Raw genomic sequence first — 14,003 nt, forward strand, 5'->3', positions numbered from 1 at the left:
TCTTCCTGCATCTTATGCGGCATCTGCCTATCCGGTGTGCTTCACCTTTCGCCAAAAGCCAATAATGTAGAAAAATTCAACACAAGAAGTTGATTTTTTGTATTTCGAAGAGCGGGTCTAAAAGGGTAGAGTAATAGTTGTAAGCGATATCAACTCGAGGGGGATTTTAAAAATGAAAAAAAGACGCGCGATTAGCTTGGTGCTCGCAGCGGCACTAACCTTGACGCTTGCCGCATGTGGTAGCGACAGTGAACCAGGCTCCACTAATAAACCGGCTGACGGAAAGCCGGAAGGCAAAAAAATAACGCTGACTCTCCAAACCTTGCAAACAGACAAGTCGACTCCTCAATATCAAGTGGAAGAAGAAATCGTCAATAACTACATGAAAGAAAACCCGAACGTCAAAATCGAATGGGACCGCCTGGACACCGAGCAGCAGAAGGTTAAGCTGAAAACACAAGCGGCATCCGGCGAAGTAGCCGACATTACAATGGTTAACCCTGGCGCTCAGCTGCAGCCGTTCGCGAACGGCAAGGTGCTTGCTCCGCTGAACGATATGCTCGACGACGAGCTGAAGGGCACATTCCTGGAAGGCGTACTGGAATACTACTCCTTCGACGACAATGTATACGCGCTTCCTTACAACATGAACCTTGCAGGCATTTTCTATAATAAAGAGTTGTTCGAGAAGGCTGGCGTAGAAGCGCCAACCACATTCGAGGACATCATCGCTTCGATTCCGAAGTTCAAAGAAGCAGGCATTCCAGCCATGATGCTGGGCGGCAAAGACAAATGGCCGTTGTCCTTCATGTTCACGAACGTATTGCAGCGTGTGAACGGCGGACCGAAATTCCTGGATGAAGTTGTTGCAGGCAACAAGCAATTCACAGATCCGGTATTCGTAGAAGCTTTGCAAAAAACAAAAGAGCTGATCGACGCAGGCGCATACCAAGAAGGCGCAGCTACGTACGACAATAATACGGCTTCCCAGCAGTTCCGCGACGGTAAGGCAGCGATGTACTTCATGGGTACATGGGAGATTTCCGCTATCGACGCATCCGAGACAGTAAGCGGCAAAGTAGGCTTCCTGCCATTCCCGGCTGTAGGCGGCAAAGGCGATCCGAAAGACTACGTTATCGCTCCGGGTACGGCTTACGCGCTGGGCGCGAACAGCGATCATCTGGATGAGAGCAAGAAATTCCTGAAATACCTGCTGGTGAACTACCCGAAAGTGGCATTTGATAAAAAAGCTGCTGTAGGCTTGGCTCAAAAGGTTGAGGGCGACTTCAAAGCCGCTGGCTACTCTGATCTTGCCGTTGAAGCTATGCAACGTTTCAATGAAGTTCAAGGCGGCGACATGAACTTTGATAACGTGATCGAGCCGGCTACAACGCAAACTCACCTGACAGGTCTGCAAAGCTTGCTGATCAAAGATGTGAACGTTGAGGAATTGGCAGCCGAGCATCAAAAAACATGGGAACTGAACAAAAAATAAAGAGGCGTGACGCAAAGGGAGCCGTGAGGTTCCCTTTGTGGCTCCAAGCGTATGGGAGGGTAAGCTAGTGAACGGAGTATTGAGAGTAGGCAAATGGACTTTAGCGGTGTTCGTCCTTCCCTGTCTGTTGTTTTATCTGGCGTTCGTGTTCGCGCCGATTCTAGTATCGGTTTACTATTCATTAGTGGAATGGGCAGGAATGGGCGATCAGGTATTCGTCGGTCTGAACAACTACAAAGTGTTGTTTACACAGGACCCCATCTTCTGGCCTTCCGTCTTGCGGACCCTGTACATTTCGGTCGCTTCCTTGCTGCAGGTGCCGATTGCAATCGTCGTCGCCATTCTGGTCAGCCGTTATGTCAGACGTCCGAACTTCCTGATTTCCAGCTATTTTCTTCCGGTCATACTGTCCGTTGTCGTCATCGGCCAACTGTGGAAGTCGATCTATAACCCTGCATCGCTCGGGGGCATGCTGAATCAGATGCTCGCTAAGTTCGGACTGGAGTCGTGGACCAAAACATGGCTTGCGGATACCGATTGGGCAATCTTCGCGCTTTGTTTCGTTATCTTCTGGCAATATATCGGGTATCATGTATTGATCCAGTTTACCGGCGTGCAAAATATTTCGAGCGACATCTATGAGGCTGCCAGCATCGATGGGGCGGAAGGCTTCAAGGCCGACCGGTACATTACGCTCCCGCTGTTGTCGCCAGTTATCAAGATCTCGGTTGTACTCGCCGTCATCGGCTCGCTGAAAGCCTTTGACCTGATCGTCGTTATGACGGGCGGGGGACCGGCTAATACGACAGAGGTAATCTCGACGCATATGTACTACATGACGTTCAATTCCTTCAAATACGGATACGGAAGCGCAATTTCCACATTCCTGGTCGTCTTCTGTCTCGTGATGACGGTATTGTTGAATCTGGCGTTCAAGCGCGCGGAAGAAGCCGCCTCTTAGAGAAAGGAGAATGACGAAGATGGATTTCCGGATTGCACGGCGCGCGGGCGCATGGATTTTTATGAGCATATTGGTCGTCACCCAACTATATCCGCTGGTATGGCTGCTATTGTATTCATTCAAGACGAGCAGTGAGATTGTATCGGGGCAGTTTTTTGCCCTGCCAAAGAGGTTTATGTGGGAGAACTATGTAGATGCATTTACTTCGGGCAATTATTTGAAGTATATTGGCAATAGTATATGGGTGACAGGCATTACGCTCATACTTACTATTGTGCTTAGCGGGATGGTATCTTATGCTATCACCAGGTTCAAATGGCGTTACGGCAACATCGTGATGCTGGTGTTCATGGTCGGTATCATGATTCCGATCCAATCGACTTTGCTGCCTTTGATGGTTATTTTCAAAAACATGAACATTCTCAATACGCATGCATCCATCATCATTCCGTATGTAGCCTTTTCTATACCGCTCGCGGTCTTTATCCTGTCGGGCTTCCTGAGAGGAATTCCGCATGAAATCGAAGAATCCGCCATGATTGACGGTGCTTCCATCTATCGGATCTTTTTCAGCATCGTGCTTCCGATTACAGTGCCGCCAATCATGACCGTTACTATATTGACCTTTATCTCGATCTGGAATGAATACATTATCGCTGCTACCTTCCTGTCGGCGGATTCGCTCAAGACATTGCCGTTCGGCGTGAACAGCTTTGTCGGGCAGTACACAGCGAATTATGGCTCCATTGGGGCATACCTGGTGCTTGGAGCGCTGCCTGTCATCACGTTCTACTTCATCCTTTCGGACAAAATTACGAAAGGCATGGTGGCAGGGGCCGTCAAAGGATAAGCGGCTTGCATGTAAGGAGGCAACGCTTTGTTTGGCATTCGGCTGAATACGTTTCGCGCGCGGCTTTTGTTGTGGATATTATTATCCACGCTCGCTTTGCTGATTGTTCTGACCGGCATCTTCTATCAGTACACAGCACAACAGATCGACATGCGAGTCGGGGAAGCCGCGCAGCGCAACGTGTCGCAGGCGATGGATAATTTCTCGTTGCTTGCCAGAGGATATGACAGTTTGACCAAATCGATTATGAGCAACGCGGAGATTCAGCGTCTGCTGTCCCGCGAAGAACCGACCGTTATGGATGAGTTCAACAAGCAGCTGCTTATGATGGGTGCGCTTGGCACGATCTACTACAGCTACAACGATGTGAAGAGCATTCATATTATATCCCCGGTCGGCAACGTATACAGCTACGAGTCGACTACGCATAAGATAAATCACGGTTTTATGAAGAGCGATTGGATGAGAGAGCTGCGTGAATCGGACGGCTCGCTCGTATGGGGCGGCATGCTGGGCGAGAACTCGCTTACAATCCGCGAGGAGCAGGAGGAGCCGGTCTTCACCTTTGGCCGGGTGATGACGAATCTCTATACGACGAGGCCGCTCGGCATTCTCGTCATTGAGGCTGACCCCCGGACCTTTATCTCCTCCATGAACAACCTGATGATTAAGCCCGAGAGCCGGTCCTACGTCTATTCGTCGTCGGGCTCTCTGCTTGTCACCTCTCATCCGAAGGATGAACCGGCGTCTCCAGAGTTCATGGAGCTGGATCGCTATCCGTTCATGGAAGATGCGGCCGATGCCAGCAATAAGGACCATCTCATTGTGACGGCGATGGACCCCAAGCTGGGCTGGAAGCTGCTGTCGGTTACGCCGAAGCCGGTAGCCAGAGTGGAGCAGGCCGCTGCGAACCGGTATTTTGTCATCGTATCGGTTGCGATTGTCATTGCCGCTATTGTCATTGCGTTCTTGCTGTCCCGCTCGGTATCCAAGCCGATCAAGTCGATCGTGCAGGAGATGAGGAGGGTAGAACGGGGAGACCTGAGTCCACAGCTGCACACTAGGGCTTCGTATGATGAGATCAATTATATGAATGAACATTTCAACCGGATGGTCAGCGAAATCAACGGTTTGGTGGAACGCAACAAAATCGCGACGGCGAGTGAGAAGAACGCCCAGATTCATGCGCTGCAATCGCAAGTTAATCCGCATTTTCTCTACAATACGCTAGAGATGATCTATTGGCTGCTCGACGAGCAGGAGAATGAGAAGCTGGCCAATCTGGTTAATTCGCTTTCGCGCATGTTCCGCTACAGCAGCGACTGGCGCAGCTCGACGGCGATGCTGAAGGAAGAACTGGATCAGATCCACTATTATATGACCATTATCGGGGCTCGTTCCGACGGACGAATCCATATCGAGCATAAGGTAGACGAGGAATTGATGGATGCCTTGCTGCCCAAGATGACGCTGCAGCCGCTGATCGAGAACGCGGTTATTCATGGTCTGTCGATCAAGTCTGGCGAAGGGACGATTACCATTACGGCAAAGGGAGAAGGCCAGACGGTATTCATCCAGATTCACGATGACGGCGTCGGCATCCCTCCCAAGAAGCTGCAGGAGCTGCAGCTATCATTGAAACGAGCGGAACGGCTGGAGTGGAGCCAACTGAAGGAGGAAGAGCGTCAGAGTCTGACGGTCGAGCCTGCCATCTATGGCGAATCGCAGGGCTCCGGTGCGGGATTCCTTAACGTGCATAGAAGGCTCGTGCTGGAGTACGGCGCTGGATACGGCCTTCGTATCGACAGCGAAGAGAACACGGGCACAACGGTAACCGTTATGGTGCCTTCCATCATGCCTAGAGCATAACGGGACTTAAGTTCGTCAAGGGGGGAGAGATATGCACATACTCATCGTTGACGATGAAAGGACGATCCGGGAAGGATTGAAACGAACGATAAGCAGCGTGTTCGATGACGTAACGGTCAGCACGGCTGCATCGGCGGATGATGCGCTCGCATTGCTTCATGGCGGGCGCATTCATGTCGTCTTCCTGGATATTATGATGCCAGGCATGAATGGTCTGGAGCTGCTTGCAGAGGCGCGCCATACGCATAAAGGAATCAAGTGGATTGTCGTATCGGCCTATTCCGAATTCGCTTACGCGCAGGAAGCGCTGCGCCTGGGTGCGAAGGATTATATTTTGAAGCCGTTTGGCAAGGATCAAGTGGTCCAATCGGTTACATCGCTAATGGAGGAGTGGAGGCTGGAGACGGCTCGTCCGACAGGAAGCGGCTTGCTGGAGCAGAATTTGAACTATCTTCGCGAGGCAGTATTCCGCAGATGGGTACAGGGATTGGATATCGGCAACTTTGACCTTCGCTCTATACGTGAAGAGCATGAGCGCTTTCATCTGCTGGCGATTAAGCTGGACAGCGATCCGGAGCTTACGCTGGGCAATTTCATCGTAGAGAATGTGATGACCGAGCTGATTGAGCGACATGGGAAAGGCTTTATCGTCAATCTGGATGGCGACTTCCTCGTAGGGGTGCTTACCCTTCAGGAAGGGATAGAGAGTGCAGTATTCAAGCAAGAGGCGGTCAAACAATTGGATCGGTGTCTGCAAGTCCCATATCAATTTTATATAAGCGAGCTGCTAAGCGATTTCTATGCCATACCGGAAGAGATTCGCAAACTCCATACGACGGATACGGAAGCCGATGCCAGCGAAGATCATGCCTCAGCAGGCAAAAGCGATGTGATCGACATCGCTATTCAATATATGAAAAGCAAATTCCAAGAGAACTTGTCATTGGAGATTGTCTCTTCGGTTGTGTATTTGAACCCAGTATACTTCAGCAAGCTGTTCAAGCAAAAAACAGGAACCGGGTACAAGGAGTTTGTGACGAAGCTGCGGATGGAGCGGGCTGAAGAGCTGCTGGCCGATCCTGATTTGTCGATTACCCGGATTGCGGAGCTAGTGGGCTATCCTGATGTGCGGCACTTCACGCAGGTGTTCCGCAAGCATTACGATTGTACGCCCAGCCACTTCCGCGCGGAGAAAGCGAACTTCTAATATGTTGTCGCAGCATAAAAAAAGCCTCCTGTCCGCTTAAACGGTCAGGAGGCTTCTCTAGTGCTTGATTATTATTTAACGGCAGCTTCGTAACGCTTGCCGACTTCGTCCCAGTTCACTACGTTCCAGAAAGCTGCAATGTAGTCAGGGCGTTTGTTTTGGTAGTTCAGGTAGTAAGCATGCTCCCATACATCCAGGCCAAGGATTGGCGTTTCGCCTTCCATGATCGGGCTGTCTTGGTTTGGCAGGCTGTATACTTTGAGCTTGCCGTTCGCTACAGCCAGGAATGCCCAGCCGCTGCCGAAACGAGTTGTAGCCGCTTTTGCAAAGTCAGCTTTGAACGCTTCGAAGCCGCCCAGCTCGCTGTCGATTGCCGCTGCCAGAGCGCCAGTTGGAGCGCCGCCAGCGTTAGGGCCGATTGTTTCCCAGAACAGGCTATGGTTCGCATGGCCGCCGCCGTTGTTGCGTACAGCTGTACGGATGGATTCAGGCACGCTAGCCAGATCGCCGATCAGCTCTTCGATCGATTTGTTTTGCAGCTCAGGAGCGGATTCCAGAGCAGCGTTCAGGTTCGTCACGTACGTGTTGTGGTGACGTCCGTGGTGAATTTCCATAGTAGTCGCATCGATGTGCGGCTCAAGCGCATTGTGCGCATAAGGCAAAGCAGGTAGTTGATGTGCCATGATTATAACCTCCTGAATATGTAGTTGATCAACTTCATTATCCCTTATCGGAGCGAATAAATCAACATTTATGTTGAAAAAGTCGCTGAGCCGTTGCAGGGGTCGTGCAGGCTCAGTTGAAGCCCGCAAAGTAGCGTCTCCCAATCCTTGGACAATTATGCGCAAGATGAAACAAGCTAGCGTGAATCTGGAACGATTGAGACCCAATAGGAAGGAATGTATGGAATTGTCTAACCGACGGAAAGTTAGATATGGAATAAAATATTATGAATTAATAGGACTAACCATTCATGTAAGCGCTTATTATTAAGCGTTTTCATGAGAAAACAGGCGATTTTTATAATTTTTTAAAGAAATTTAAATAAAAAAGAAGGAATACGCATGATTTCGTCGTATTATATACGGGTACGAGACTATGACATGGTAGAAGGTGTTAATTGAATGAATGTTCGTTCCTTCCAGTTGTCCGACTACAAACCGCTTACGGAACTGCTAGAAGAAGTTCTGACAACGGAATGTTATGAGCAAACGATGGAAGCATTTGCTCGTCAATTATCATGGGATAGCGATCTCGTTCTTGTCGCTGTCAAAGAATCAGAAATCGTCGGCATGATTATCGGCACGATCGATAACAACAAAGGCTATTATTACCGAATTGCGGTATCGCCCGGGCATCAGCGCAGCGGCGTAGGCAAAGGATTGGTAACGGCTTTGCGCCAGCGCTTTGTGCAACGCAATGTATCCAAGATTCTGATTACGGCGGACGAGCATAACGAACCGGTTCTGCCGCTCTACGAATCCATGGGATTTGCGACTTCGGATTTCTTCCGGTCGTTCCAAAAGCTTAGTATCGTAACAGGTTAGATAGAGATTGTTATTCATTCGTGTTTGACATGGGCATATCTGTAAGGCCATTGCAATTGGCTTGCGGATATGCTTTTCTTATTACTATAAGAGGTTGTTCAAAAAGTCCACTTTTGATCACGAATTATAAGGAATTTGAGGAGCACGAAAGGTATGGACATATTCGAACCTTGCATTATAAAAAGTTTCAAGCATGACGGACATATGCACCGGCTTTGGCAGCAGAACTGGATTGTGCCAAGCCATTTGCTTATACAGGAACATCAAGAGGAAGCGGTTATCGTCCTCATTAACCGGCAGACGCCGATTCAGGAATCCGATGGCAAGCAATGGGTAAGCCGAGTGCCGGCGGTCTCCTTTTTTATTCCGGGGCAATGGTTTAATGTCGTTGCTCTCCTCGAGGCGGGAGGCGTACGCTACTATTGCAACATTGCTTCTCCGCCGTATCTGCAAGGGGGCATCCTGACCTATATCGATTACGATCTGGACGTCATTCGGACAGCTGACGGGAATCGGTATATTGTCGATCAGGACGAATTCGAGCAGCACAAGCAGCAATATCATTATCCGAAGTCCGTTCTTTTAAAGGTGCGGGAGGGTATGAATGAATTGCTGGGCCGTGTAGAGCGCGGCTCTTCTCCATTTTCGGATAAGACGGCTATCGCTTATTACGAGCAGTGGCTATCGAGCTGCGAAGAGGTGAAAGAATGAGTCCGAAGGCTATGCTGCTGGATTGGTTGAAAATGGCTGTTACTGCGATCGCTATCGTTCTGTTCCTTCATTACTTTGTTTTCCATCTGTCTACGGTCGAAGGGCATTCCATGGAACCGACGCTGCAGGAGAAGGAATGGCTCTACGTCAACAAATTCGTCTATTTGTTCGGAAGTCCCGATATCGGCGATGTCGTTGTCCTGAAGGACCCTTATGAAGCGGAAGACGGGAAGCGCCTGCTCGTGAAGCGGATCGTAGGCATGCCGGGTGACCGTATCGAGATTACCGGCGGACAGTTGTACCGGAACGGAGAGCTCGTGGATGAGGGCTATACCGATTCCATCATCGAGGGAGAAAGCTATGGACCGGTTGTGATTGGGGAAGGGCTGTATTTTGTAATGGGAGACAATCGGCATGAGCGGGCGAGCCTGGACAGCCGAAGCTTCGGTCCCGTTCAGCGCGACTGGATAACAGGCAGGGCCGATTTTATCGTATGGCCGATTAAAGAAATAAAGACGCTGTAGCAGGAGGTGCGGAAATTGAAAGAAGTGATGATCTATACAGACGGCGCTTGCTCGGGCAATCCCGGTCCCGGCGGGTGGGGAGCGATTCTGTTCTACGGCGCGCACAAGAAAGAGCTATCGGGCGGAGAGAGGGCGACGACGAATAACCGGATGGAGATTCAGGCGGTTATTGAAGGACTCAAGCTGCTCAAGGAGCCTTGCCGTGTGCATGTATACAGCGATTCCGCTTACGTCGTGAATTGCTTCCAGAAGGGCTGGATTCACGGTTGGCTGCGCAACGGCTGGAAGAACAGCAAAAAGGAGCCCGTGGAGAACCAGGATCTGTGGAAGCAGCTATGGGAGCTGATGAAGCTGCATACGGTGGAGTATGTAAAGGTGAAAGGCCATAGCGACAATGAATATAATAATCGGTGCGATGAGCTCGCGCGTGAAGCTATAAAGCGGTTGTAGGCCATGGAATACAACTGGATTAAGCTGAAGCAGGAGATGAAGGATGCGGCGAAGGAGCTCGGTATCGATGCAATCGGCGTAGCTTCTGCCGATGTATTCACCACACTGAAGGAGCGGCTCATCCGGCACCGCGAGCTGGGGAGAGAGTCGGGCTTCGAGGAGCCTGATCTGGACAAGCGCACAGATCCGTCTCTCTTGTTCGACAAGCCGGCCAGCATGATTGCGATCGCCATCGCCTACCCCTCGAAGCTGACCGATCCGCCGAAGTCCGAGCCGGGAGCGAGAAGAGGCATTATGGCGAGGTCGGCATGGGGCGAGGATTACCATAAAGTGCTTCGCAACCGGCTGGAGCGGCTTGAGGCATGGCTGAGGGATCGTGTGCCGGAGATCCGGGCGGAGAGTATGGTTGACACGGGCGCATTGTCCGACCGTGCTGTAGCGGAGCGGGCCGGGCTTGGCTGGAGCGCCAAAAATTGCGCGATCATATCACCCGAATTTGGTTCCTGGATTTATCTCGGCGAGATGATTACGAACTTGCCGCTGCCTCCCGATTCACCTGTAACCGAGGGCTGCGGAACTTGCACCAAATGTATCGACGCCTGCCCAACCGGGGCGCTGGTAGGTCCAGGGGAGCTGGATGCGCAGAAGTGTATTTCCTTCCTGACTCAGACCAAAGGCATGGTGTCTGACGAATATATGCGCAAGATCGGCAACCGGCTGTACGGCTGCGACACCTGTCAGGTTGTATGTCCCGAGAACCGGGGCAAAAACTGGACGCATCAGCCTGAGCTGCAGCCCGATAACGAGCTGGCAAAGCCGTTATTGGTTCCGATGCTGACGATCGGCAATCGCGAGTTCAAGGATAGGTACGGATTCACCTCCTCAGCCTGGAGAGGGAAGAAGCCGATACAGCGGAATGCGGTCATCGCGCTCGGCAACTTCAAGGAGAAGTCGGCGGTTCCCGATCTGATCGGCGTGCTGAAGCATGACCCGAGGCCTGTGCTGCGCGGGACGGCTGCATGGTCGCTGGGCAGAAACGGCGGGGAAGAGGCCGCCGAGGCGCTGCATGAGGCGATGCGTGAAGAGAGTGATGCCGAGGCACGCGACGCGATTGCTTCTGCCATTTCGATGCTGGCTTCGGAGCAGCAATAACGTACCGTTGATCGAGCCATTCACCCTGATTTGCGTGTCTGGGGCATGGCTCGATTCTTTCTGTACAATCTCATGTTCGATTCGTTGCGGAACAAGCACGAACATGCTATGATACAGGGATGTTAGGTTCAAAAGGTTGATTAATCGACAATGACTGAAAGGGTTAGGTGACATAGATGGAATGGTATAATATCGTAATTCCTATCGTAACGCTGATCGTCGGGGCTGTAGGCGGCTTCTTTGTGGGCGTATTCTACTTGCGGAAGCAGCTCGAGAAGATGCAGAATGATCCTGAGATGATTCAGCGCATGGCGAAGCAAATGGGCTATAATCTGAACAAACAACAAATGTCGCGCGCCCAAAATATGATGAAAAACCAAAAGCTTCCTCGCAAATAATAAGGTATTGCGAGGAACCGGAAGGAGCGAAAGGCGAATGGCGGGAAGAAAAGATTACGTCAATTCGAAGGTATCGGACAACCGGGAGCAAATCGAGTTTCATGTGAAAGAAATCCTCAAGCTGATCGGGGAAGATGTAGAGCGTGAGGGCTTGCTGGAGACGCCTGCCCGGGTCACACGCATGTACGAGGAGATCTTCGCAGGTTATGAGGTTGATCCTCGCGAGGTGCTCGGCGTTTCGTTCGACGAACAGCATGAAGAGCTGGTTATCGTGCGGGATATTGTCTATTACAGCCAGTGCGAGCATCACATGGCTCCCTTCTTCGGGAAAGCCCATATCGGCTATTTGCCAAGCGGCAAGATTGCCGGTCTAAGCAAGCTGGCAAGGCTAGTAGAAGCCATTACGCGCAAGCTGCAGGTGCAGGAGCGCATTACGTCGCAGATCGCCGATATTTTGGATGAGGAGCTTGCACCTAATGGCGTCATGGTCGTTGTGGAAGGCGAGCATCTCTGCATGTGCGCACGCGGCGTCAAGAAGCCAGGCAGCAAGACGGTTACATCTGCCGTTCGCGGTGAATTCCGCACAAGCTCGGCGCTTCGTTCCGAGTTTCTGGCTCTGCTTAAGCAATAATGGCAATTTCGCGATAACGAATAAACGAGCATGCACTCTATCCCAGCAGCGGGATGGAGGGCATGCTCGTTTTTATCCGTATCGATCAACCTTCGCGCTTGGCTTGGACCTGGCCGTCCACCTGGCTAAGGAAGAGCGCCGTGCGCTGTACATATTCCCGAGGATGAGCGCGGAACAGCAGCTCATGCTGACCGTCCTGGACGATCCAGGAGCGAGACAAGGCATTGCTCTGGTTGGCGGCAATCGCTTCGGCTGTGTCGAACGGGGCCTTGACGTCTTTTGTCCCATGAATAATATAAATCGGCATATCGTAAGGTGTAGCGATCACTTCTTCCGCAGGGATCGAGCCAAAGCTGCTTCCCGTCCAGAGCGGAATCATCGATTCAATCAAGGGAAGGGAAGGGAATCTCGGCAGCGGGACGAACTGATTAAGATTGTCGAACAAAGCTTCTGAGCTGGGAATAAAGAGACTGTCGAGAATCATCGCATCGATCTCATCTGTCAGCAGGGCGGTCTGCAGCGCCGTTCCGGCGCCCATGGAGAAGCCCCATACGACAATGTCCTCGGCTCCGCGGGACTTGGCATATTCGACTGCAGCCAGCAGCTGCTGGGATTCCTCGCGCCCGCCGGTAGCGGGAGCCTTGTATTGCGTGGAAGCATAGCCGTAGTCAAAAAGAAGCACATTATATTTCAAATCGTGCAGGAGCTTCGTCAAATCGTACATCGGGACCCAATCTTCCTCGCGATTGGCGCCGTAGCCATGGCTGAATACGACTGTCCGGGCGGAAGAAGCGCCATCCCCGCCATCCGAGGCGGCAGGAACATACCAGCCGCTAACGCTCGTCTCTCCGCTGTGGCTCGGGAATACAACATCTTCATAAGCTGTTCCGATCGCGGCTTGCGGATTGGAAGTCAGCGGTGCAACATAAGGATAAGCGAGCATCCAGGCCACATAACCGTGGAAGATGATTATGGCAATGAGGATAGTCGCAAACAGGGCGGCAATAGAGGCGAATAGTAGATGCTTGCGTCTTCCGCTGGTCCTTGCTCGTGGAAAGGCTGCGGCCGGCTCGCTCTGAATGACGGGAGCGGGCAGTGCGGGAGCGAAGCTCTCCAGAGGGCGTGTTGTCGTAATCGTGGTGTCCATACCTGGCATCCCCCTTTGTCGGAATCTATGATGAAAGCGTTATCGTAACTTCTACTGTTAATGGTAGTAAAGTCCTAGCAGCCTGTCAATTCGTGTCGTGCGATTGTTAGGGGCTTGTAATCAATCTGTAATGTTGTGGAATGCTTTACGATTGTCGGGTGAATGAGGTATACTAATTGAGAATCAATTTCAGTCATTTTGAAAGAGGGTTTCAGTCGGTGAAACTCGAATCTTTAAGGTATAGATCCATAGTAGATGAATAAGAAGCTCAATCAGAAAACCGAGGAGGTGCAGAGAGATGGAAGAGGGGAAATCTACAGTACGGGCAGTGGACCGTGCGCTTGATATATTGCTGTGCTTTACATCCAAGACGGACTGGGCGATGACAGAAATTGCGGAGCATGTAGGCCTTCACAAGAGCACGGTGCATCGGATGCTCGCTACGCTTGAGGAGAAGGGATTTATCGAGCGCGATCGGGAGACGGATCGCTATCACTTGGGCCTCAAGGTGTGGGAGCTGTCCGCCAACCTGTCGCGCTCGGACGATCTGGCTACCATCTGGCTGCCCGAGATGGTCAGACTTCGCGATCAATTGGGCGAGACGGTCAGCATTTATGTGAGGGACGGTACGGAGCGGATCAGGCGGCAGGCCGTTCAAAGCAATCAGGCTGTCCGGAGGGTCGCTCCTGTGGGCGTCAGATTGCCGCTGTACGCCGGTGCGTCCAGCAAGGTGCTTATTGCTTACTCCGATCCTGCGACACAAGAGAGCATTCTGCAGGACCCGGCATGGCCTTCCTCCATTGATATCGGGCAATATAAGCAGCAGCTTCAGGAGGTTCTGGCTCAAGGGTATGCGACCAGCTTCGAGGAGCGGGAGGAGGGAGCAGCAGCGCTGTCCTCGCCAATCTTCGATCGGTCGGGAGCGATGGTGGCTGCCTTGTCCGTATCCGGGCCCGCCAGCCGGCTGAAGCTTGCTACAATGCGCGACTATTCGCCAGTCATGATGGAAGCGGCGAAGCGAATGGGGACGATGACCCGATAATGCCAAGTTCTCCACTACA

The 14,003-nt window shown here is 51.7% G+C and carries 15 protein-coding genes; 13 read left to right on the plus strand and 2 right to left on the minus strand.

What is annotated here, in order from left to right:
* The first annotated feature begins 172 nt into the window (after positions 1–172).
* From D3P07_RS11265 to D3P07_RS11285, 5 genes are all read left to right on the plus strand, one after another.
* The gene (locus D3P07_RS11265; RefSeq protein WP_119800321.1) at positions 173–1,495 is read left to right on the plus strand and encodes an extracellular solute-binding protein; all 1,323 of its coding nucleotides are present in this window, start codon (positions 173–175) and stop codon (positions 1,493–1,495) included.
* 67 nt (positions 1,496–1,562) lie between these two features.
* The gene (locus D3P07_RS11270) at positions 1,563–2,456 is read left to right on the plus strand and encodes a carbohydrate ABC transporter permease (RefSeq protein ID WP_119800322.1); all 894 of its coding nucleotides are present in this window, start codon (positions 1,563–1,565) and stop codon (positions 2,454–2,456) included.
* Between the two features lie 19 nt (positions 2,457–2,475).
* The gene (locus D3P07_RS11275) at positions 2,476–3,306 is read left to right on the plus strand and encodes a carbohydrate ABC transporter permease (RefSeq protein ID WP_119800323.1); all 831 of its coding nucleotides are present in this window, start codon (positions 2,476–2,478) and stop codon (positions 3,304–3,306) included.
* Between the two features lie 27 nt (positions 3,307–3,333).
* On the plus strand, positions 3,334–5,175 hold the full coding sequence (locus tag D3P07_RS11280) for a cache domain-containing sensor histidine kinase (protein ID WP_119800324.1): 1,842 nt from the start codon (positions 3,334–3,336) through the stop codon (positions 5,173–5,175).
* A 31-nt stretch (positions 5,176–5,206) separates the two neighbouring features.
* Positions 5,207–6,382: a response regulator gene (locus tag D3P07_RS11285; protein WP_119800325.1), complete on the plus strand. Its 1,176-nt coding sequence runs from the start codon at positions 5,207–5,209 to the stop codon at positions 6,380–6,382.
* A 71-nt stretch (positions 6,383–6,453) separates the two neighbouring features.
* On the opposite strand, the gene D3P07_RS11290 is transcribed toward D3P07_RS11285, so the two are convergent.
* Complete coding sequence (locus D3P07_RS11290) at positions 6,454–7,065, minus strand: superoxide dismutase (RefSeq protein WP_119800326.1); 612 nt, start codon at positions 7,063–7,065, stop codon at positions 6,454–6,456.
* Positions 7,066–7,506: 441 nt separating this feature from the next.
* Here D3P07_RS11290 and D3P07_RS11295 point away from each other — a divergent pair, with 441 nt between their 5' ends.
* The 7 genes from D3P07_RS11295 to folE all read left to right on the plus strand — a co-directional run bounded on the left by D3P07_RS11295 (position 7,507) and on the right by folE (position 11,795).
* Entirely contained in the window at positions 7,507–7,929 is a 423-nt protein-coding gene (locus D3P07_RS11295; RefSeq protein WP_119800327.1) for a GNAT family N-acetyltransferase, read from the plus strand.
* A gap of 153 nt (positions 7,930–8,082) precedes the next feature.
* Positions 8,083–8,640: a DUF402 domain-containing protein gene (locus D3P07_RS11300; protein ID WP_119800328.1), complete on the plus strand. Its 558-nt coding sequence runs from the start codon at positions 8,083–8,085 to the stop codon at positions 8,638–8,640.
* Positions 8,637–9,164 carry a signal peptidase I gene (gene lepB / locus D3P07_RS11305; RefSeq protein WP_119800329.1) on the plus strand — a complete coding sequence of 176 codons (528 nt, stop codon included), beginning with the start codon at positions 8,637–8,639 and terminating at the stop codon, positions 9,162–9,164. The genes D3P07_RS11300 and lepB overlap by 4 nt, the downstream gene beginning before the upstream one ends.
* Before the next feature lie 15 nt (positions 9,165–9,179).
* Positions 9,180–9,614: a ribonuclease HI gene (gene rnhA, locus D3P07_RS11310; RefSeq protein WP_119800330.1), complete on the plus strand. Its 435-nt coding sequence runs from the start codon at positions 9,180–9,182 to the stop codon at positions 9,612–9,614.
* Between the two features lie 3 nt (positions 9,615–9,617).
* The gene (queG, locus tag D3P07_RS11315) at positions 9,618–10,766 is read left to right on the plus strand and encodes a tRNA epoxyqueuosine(34) reductase QueG (RefSeq protein WP_119800331.1); all 1,149 of its coding nucleotides are present in this window, start codon (positions 9,618–9,620) and stop codon (positions 10,764–10,766) included.
* A 176-nt stretch (positions 10,767–10,942) separates the two neighbouring features.
* Complete coding sequence (locus D3P07_RS11320; RefSeq protein WP_119800332.1) at positions 10,943–11,164, plus strand: YneF family protein; 222 nt, start codon at positions 10,943–10,945, stop codon at positions 11,162–11,164.
* A gap of 37 nt (positions 11,165–11,201) precedes the next feature.
* Positions 11,202–11,795 (plus strand): GTP cyclohydrolase I FolE, encoded by a 594-nt coding sequence (gene folE / locus D3P07_RS11325; protein WP_119800333.1) that lies wholly within the window; start codon positions 11,202–11,204, stop codon positions 11,793–11,795.
* A gap of 85 nt (positions 11,796–11,880) precedes the next feature.
* Here the strand turns inward: folE and D3P07_RS11330 are convergent, their stop codons facing one another.
* A complete protein-coding gene (locus D3P07_RS11330; protein WP_119800334.1) occupies positions 11,881–12,942 on the minus strand; it encodes an alpha/beta hydrolase in 1,062 nt (353 codons plus the stop codon).
* A gap of 298 nt (positions 12,943–13,240) precedes the next feature.
* Here D3P07_RS11330 and D3P07_RS11335 point away from each other — a divergent pair, with 298 nt between their 5' ends.
* Positions 13,241–13,984, plus strand: coding sequence for an IclR family transcriptional regulator (locus D3P07_RS11335; RefSeq protein WP_119800335.1), 744 nt, complete (start codon positions 13,241–13,243; stop codon positions 13,982–13,984).
* Positions 13,985–14,003 lie beyond the last annotated feature (19 nt).

It is taken from the genome of Paenibacillus sp. 1011MAR3C5 (assembly GCF_003591485.1).
Classification (GTDB): Bacteria; Bacillota; Bacilli; order Paenibacillales; family Paenibacillaceae; genus Pristimantibacillus.

Excerpts from the sequence above, each read along its gene's own strand:
- D3P07_RS11265 (WP_119800321.1), top strand. The coding sequence starts at position 173 with ATGAAAAAAAGACGCGCGATTAGCTTGGTGCTCGCAGCGGCACTAACC.
- D3P07_RS11275 (WP_119800323.1), top strand. The coding sequence starts at position 2,476 with ATGGATTTCCGGATTGCACGGCGCGCGGGCGCATGGATTTTTATGAGC.
- D3P07_RS11285 (WP_119800325.1), top strand. The coding sequence starts at position 5,207 with ATGCACATACTCATCGTTGACGATGAAAGGACGATCCGGGAAGGATTG.
- D3P07_RS11290 (WP_119800326.1), bottom strand. The coding sequence starts at position 7,065 with ATGGCACATCAACTACCTGCTTTGCCTTATGCGCACAATGCGCTTGAG.
- D3P07_RS11295 (WP_119800327.1), top strand. The coding sequence starts at position 7,507 with ATGAATGTTCGTTCCTTCCAGTTGTCCGACTACAAACCGCTTACGGAA.
- D3P07_RS11300 (WP_119800328.1), top strand. The coding sequence starts at position 8,083 with ATGGACATATTCGAACCTTGCATTATAAAAAGTTTCAAGCATGACGGA.
- lepB (WP_119800329.1), top strand. The coding sequence starts at position 8,637 with ATGAGTCCGAAGGCTATGCTGCTGGATTGGTTGAAAATGGCTGTTACT.
- queG (WP_119800331.1), top strand. The coding sequence starts at position 9,618 with ATGGAATACAACTGGATTAAGCTGAAGCAGGAGATGAAGGATGCGGCG.
- D3P07_RS11320 (WP_119800332.1), top strand. The coding sequence starts at position 10,943 with ATGGAATGGTATAATATCGTAATTCCTATCGTAACGCTGATCGTCGGG.
- folE (WP_119800333.1), top strand. The coding sequence starts at position 11,202 with ATGGCGGGAAGAAAAGATTACGTCAATTCGAAGGTATCGGACAACCGG.
- D3P07_RS11330 (WP_119800334.1), bottom strand. The coding sequence starts at position 12,942 with ATGGACACCACGATTACGACAACACGCCCTCTGGAGAGCTTCGCTCCC.
- D3P07_RS11335 (WP_119800335.1), top strand. The coding sequence starts at position 13,241 with ATGGAAGAGGGGAAATCTACAGTACGGGCAGTGGACCGTGCGCTTGAT.